The organism is Gammaproteobacteria bacterium (assembly GCA_022450155.1).
Taxonomy (GTDB): Bacteria; Pseudomonadota; Gammaproteobacteria; order Arenicellales; family UBA868; genus REDSEA-S09-B13.
On record JAKUQR010000059.1, the window covers coordinates 1 to 4,638 of the forward strand.

The following is a 4,638-nucleotide window of genomic DNA, read 5'->3' on the forward strand; positions in this document are numbered from 1 at the left end:
TGCGGCGGATTGTTCCATCTGACCGTGGGCTTGACTGGTGAAACTCGGCGTCGCCATCGTGGGTTGTGGTCTTATTGGGATTAAACGGGCTGATACGCTTGACGACATGGTGCTCCGGGCGTGCGTGGATGTGGACCCCGTTAAAGCTGAAGCACTGGCATCACGTTTCCCAGGTTGTCGACCGATGACAGACTGGCAGGATGCCGTCAACGATAAACAAGTTAACGTCGTCATGGTTTCTACGCCGCACAACAGTCTCGCGGAGATCATGGCGGGTGCCATCGCCGCCGGCTGTCACGTGCTGGTTGAAAAACCCGCAGCACGGTTCATGGCGGAACTGGATCCCCTGATCACGATGGCTGAAAGACAAAATGTTCTGGTTAGAGTGGGGTTCAATCACCGTTGCCATCGAGCATTCCAGAAAATGCGTGGGATTGTTGATGCGGGAGAAATAGGCGAATTGATGTTTCTTCGCGCTCGATATGGGCACGGCGGTCGTCTGGGTTATGAGCAAGAGTGGCGGGCCCAGCCAGCGTTATCCGGTGGCGGAGAACTGATTGACCAGGGCGTTCACCTGATAGATCTTGCCCGATGGTTTCTGGGTGATTTTTTAGAGGTCGACGGATTCGCCCATACTTATTATTGGGACATGCCTGTCGATGACAATGCTTTCATGCTGTTAAGAACAGAAGATCAACGGACTGCATTTCTCCATGTCAGCTGTACTGAATGGAAAAACACATTCTCCTTTGAACTTTATGGGCGCAATGGTAAGTTGCAGGTTGATGGACTGGGCGGCAGCTATGGTGTTGAGCGCTTGACCTGGTACAAGATGCTGCCAGAGATGGGTCCGCCGGAAACCGTCTCCTGGGAGTACCCGATGCACGACAATTCCTGGCAAGTTGAAATGAATCAGTTCCGACAAGATATCGAACTCGGGCGGCAACCCCAGCCAGGGTTGACCGACGCCGTTGCTGTACTCCAAATTGTCGAAAGCCTTTATGAGCAGAGTGGCTATGATCATCGCCCGTAGTCCGCTTCGAATCAGCCTCGGTGGGGGTGGTACCGACCTGCCATCGTACTATCGGGATCATGGTGGGTTTCTAATTGCCGCGGCCATCGACAAGTACGTTTATGTTACGGTGATGCGGCCCTTCAGTCCCGGAATTTACCTCAAATATTCGGAACTCGAGCATGTGACGAGAGCTGACGAAGTGAAACATCCGATTATCAGAGAGGCGATTCAATTGGTGGGTTTGGGATCGCCACAGATTGAGATTACAACGCTGGCTGACATACCAGCAGGCACAGGGCTGGGATCTTCCGGCAGCTTTACGACAGCGCTGCTGCGGGCGTTGTCAACCCATCAACGCCAACTGGTGCACCCGCAGGAACTGGCAGAAATGGCCTGCCATATCGAGATCGACCGTCTGGGAGAGCCCATCGGTAAGCAGGACCAGTACATCGCTGCCTATGGCGGCATCACCTGTTTTAACTTTAACCCGGATGACACGGTCAAGGCTGAGCCGTTGCGTTTGGACAGTGATACTTTGCACGATCTGGAAGACAACCTGCTTTTGTTTTTTACTGGGTTTTCACGCAGTGCGGGGAGCATTTTAAAAGACCAGAAAACCCGAAGTCAGAAAAACGATCAGGAGATGTTGAATAATCTTCACTATGTGAAAGAACTGGGCCTTAGGAGTCGGGAAGCGCTTGAAGGTGGTGATCCGGTGCTGTTTGGTGAAATCATGCATGAGCACTGGGAACACAAGAAAAAACGCTCCGGAGGTATGAGCAATCCACAGATTGACCAGTGGTATGCGCTGGCAATGGACCATGGTGCGGTTGGGGGTAAGCTCGTGGGTGCGGGTGGTGGAGGGTTCCTGATGTTCTATGCCCGCGATCGCGAAATGCTGAAAAGAGCAATGATCGAAGCAGGGTTAGAGGAAGTCAGATTCCGCTTCGACTTTGAAGGCACCACCACCACTATCACCTGAATCCAATGCTCCCCGTAGCGATTTTAGCCGGTGGCCTTGCCACCCGGTTGCGCCCAATCACAAAGACGATTCCCAAAGCACTGGTACCCGTTGCCGGTCGACCATTTGTTCTATGGCAGCTTGAATATCTGCGTGACCAGGGTGTGTCACGCGTCGTGCTGTGTACGGGGTATCGTTCAACCCAGATTGCGCAGATTGTTGGCGATGGATCGGAGTTTGGGATTGTGGTTGAGTATTCAGATGATGGAACGACCCTGCTCGGTACGGGGGGTGCACTCGGCAAGGCGTTACCGCTGCTTGGACCCGAGTTTTTTGTGCTCTATGGGGATTCATTCTTGCCGGTGAGTTTCTCCACCGTTGAACAGGCTTATCACGACAGTGATCTACCAGGATTGATGACGGTTTATCGAAATGAAGGCGAGTGGGATACCAGTAACGCGGTCTTTAACAATGGGCAGGTTCTTGAATACAATAAGGCCAAGCCGCGGCACGCCATGGCCTATATAGACTATGGTCTGGGTGTGCTATCTAAGAGTGTCGTTGAGCATTACTGCCAGGAAAAAGTCTTTGATCTTGCAACGGTCTATGAAGCACTTGCAAATGCCGGGCAACTGGCCGGATTCGAAGTTTTTGAGCGGTTTTATGAAATTGGCTCTCCCGATGGTTTGGCTCAGACGGAGGATTTTTTAAGATCGAAAGCGAGTTTATAAGGAGTCTTCGACAATGACGTACAGTGAACAGCACTTGAAGGAAGCCGGCGAGATTCTCACTAAGCTGGATACCGATGCGATTGAAGGCATGGCCGCGCTTTTGGCACGAGTCAGGGCAGACGGTGGGCGTTTGTTTTTTCTCGGTGTGGGTGGCAGTGCGGGTAACTGCTCCCATGCGGTCAATGACTTCCGAAAAATCGTCGGTATAGAGGCCTATGCACCGACAGACAATGTGTCTGAATTGACTGCTCGGACCAATGACGAGGGGTGGGACACCGTTTTTGTTGAATGGCTTAAGACCAGTCGTCTGAATGATAAGGATGCGGTCTTCATATTTTCTGTGGGTGGTGGAAACCTTGAGAAGAACGTCAGTCCGAATCTGGTTCGAGCGCTTCAGCATGCCAAGTCGGTGGGAGCGGCCATTACCGGTGTTGTGGGCAGAGACGGTGGATTCACGGCGACCGTGGCCGATGTCTGTCTGATAGTGCCGACTGTAAATACCGACACTATCACACCTCATTCTGAAGCATTTCAGGCAGTCATCTGGCATCTTTTGGTGTCGCACCCGGATTTGAAGGCCAGCCAGACCAAATGGGAATCAATCCGTTAAACCGAGCCGTGTTCCTGGATCGGGACGGTGTCATTAATCAGGCACAGGTTCGAGATGGACACCCCTTTTCGCCTGCCGATATGACCGAGTTCTTCTGGGTTGAACCTATAAAAGAAGTCACTCTGGAGCTCAAAAGTCTGGGATATCTTCTGTTTTGTGTGACAAACCAGCCCGATGTTGGGCGCGGATTGCAAAGCCGTGAGGTTGTAGAATCATTTCATACAGCCATACTGACCGAGTTGCCCATCGAAAAGATATTTGCGTGTTATCACGACGATAGTGACCAGTGTAGCTGCCGGAAACCGCGCCCCGGGCTGATTGTTGACGCACAAAAGGAATACGGTCTGAATCTGGCTGCGTCCTGGCTGATTGGGGATCGCTGGAAGGATATTGATGCTGGTGCTGCGGCGGGCTGTAACACCGTGTTTCTGGAATATGGGTATGATGAGAAGTTGAGGACCAAACCTGACCATACGATCTCTAAGCTGGCACAGCTGGTGCCTTTAATACGCGGGGAGACGATAGGTGACCTAGGAGGTTAATAGAATGAACGCTTTGGATAACTTGAAGGTAAAGATATACGCCGATGGTGCGGATCGTGACGGTATGCTGGAGATGTATGCCAAACCCTACATTCAAGGATTCACCACCAATCCAACCCTGATGAAAAAAGCAGGTATCACCGATTACAAGGCCTTTGCCCACGAGATACTTCAAGCCATACCAGACCGGCCCATATCGTTTGAGGTGTTTGCAGACGAGTTCACAGACATGGAACGCCAGGCTCTGGAAATCAAGACCTGGGGTGAGAACGTCTATGTCAAGATTCCCGTGACTAATACGCGTCAGGAAATGGCCTACGATCTCATCGCGCGGCTTTGTGGCGCCGGTGTTCACCTGAACGTGACGGCTATTTTGACACTTGAGCAGGTCCAGAATGTCGCTGACGCGCTTAAGGATGGTCCTGACAGTATTGTTTCGGTGTTTGCCGGTCGTATTGCGGATACTGGTCTTGATCCTGTTCCTGTCATGCAGGAATCGTTGACCCTTCTAAAAGTTGCCCCGAAAGCGGAACTATTATGGGCGAGCCCACGCGAGGTATTGAATATTTACCAGGCTGACAATATTGGTTGCCATATCATCACAGCGACCAACGATCTCATTCGCAAACTGGCACTGGGCGGTAAGGACCTCGCCGAGTATTCACTAGAAACAGTCCAGATGTTTTATGATGACGCACAAAGTGCGGGTTATACGCTCTGATTAATTACTGAACGGGTGCTGTCAGCACACTGAGAACAGCGTCAGCATAATAAGAAAG

General features: G+C 51.6%; 6 protein-coding genes. All 6 read left to right on the top strand.

The annotated features are described in order from the left end of the window. The first annotated feature begins 37 nt into the window (after positions 1 to 37). The 6 genes from MK323_15075 to MK323_15100 are packed head-to-tail and all read left to right on the top strand — an operon-like array spanning position 38 to position 4,580. Complete coding sequence (locus tag MK323_15075; GenBank protein ID MCH2483467.1) at positions 38 to 1,033, top strand: Gfo/Idh/MocA family oxidoreductase; 996 nt, start codon at positions 38 to 40, stop codon at positions 1,031 to 1,033. After that, entirely contained in the window at positions 1,017 to 1,997 is a 981-nt protein-coding gene (locus MK323_15080; GenBank protein ID MCH2483468.1) for a galactokinase, read from the top strand. Before MK323_15075 ends, MK323_15080 begins: the two co-directional genes overlap by 17 nt. Positions 1,998 to 2,002: 5 nt before the next feature. Beyond that, a complete protein-coding gene (locus MK323_15085) occupies positions 2,003 to 2,707 on the top strand; it encodes a nucleotidyltransferase family protein (GenBank protein ID MCH2483469.1) in 705 nt (234 codons plus the stop codon). Positions 2,708 to 2,720: 13 nt separating this feature from the next. Further along, positions 2,721 to 3,317: an SIS domain-containing protein gene (locus tag MK323_15090; GenBank protein ID MCH2483470.1), complete on the top strand. Its 597-nt coding sequence runs from the start codon at positions 2,721 to 2,723 to the stop codon at positions 3,315 to 3,317. Then, a complete protein-coding gene (locus tag MK323_15095) occupies positions 3,299 to 3,859 on the top strand; it encodes an HAD-IIIA family hydrolase (GenBank protein ID MCH2483471.1) in 561 nt (186 codons plus the stop codon). Before MK323_15090 ends, MK323_15095 begins: the two co-directional genes overlap by 19 nt. Positions 3,860 to 3,863: 4 nt before the next feature. Then, entirely contained in the window at positions 3,864 to 4,580 is a 717-nt protein-coding gene (locus MK323_15100) for a transaldolase (protein MCH2483472.1), read from the top strand. Positions 4,581 to 4,638 lie beyond the last annotated feature (58 nt).

Excerpts from the sequence above, each read along its gene's own strand:
- MK323_15100 (MCH2483472.1), top strand. The coding sequence starts at position 3,864 with ATGAACGCTTTGGATAACTTGAAGGTAAAGATATACGCCGATGGTGCG.
- MK323_15095 (MCH2483471.1), top strand. The coding sequence starts at position 3,299 with ATGGGAATCAATCCGTTAAACCGAGCCGTGTTCCTGGATCGGGACGGT.
- MK323_15080 (MCH2483468.1), top strand. The coding sequence starts at position 1,017 with ATGATCATCGCCCGTAGTCCGCTTCGAATCAGCCTCGGTGGGGGTGGT.
- MK323_15090 (MCH2483470.1), top strand. The coding sequence starts at position 2,721 with ATGACGTACAGTGAACAGCACTTGAAGGAAGCCGGCGAGATTCTCACT.
- MK323_15085 (MCH2483469.1), top strand. The coding sequence starts at position 2,003 with ATGCTCCCCGTAGCGATTTTAGCCGGTGGCCTTGCCACCCGGTTGCGC.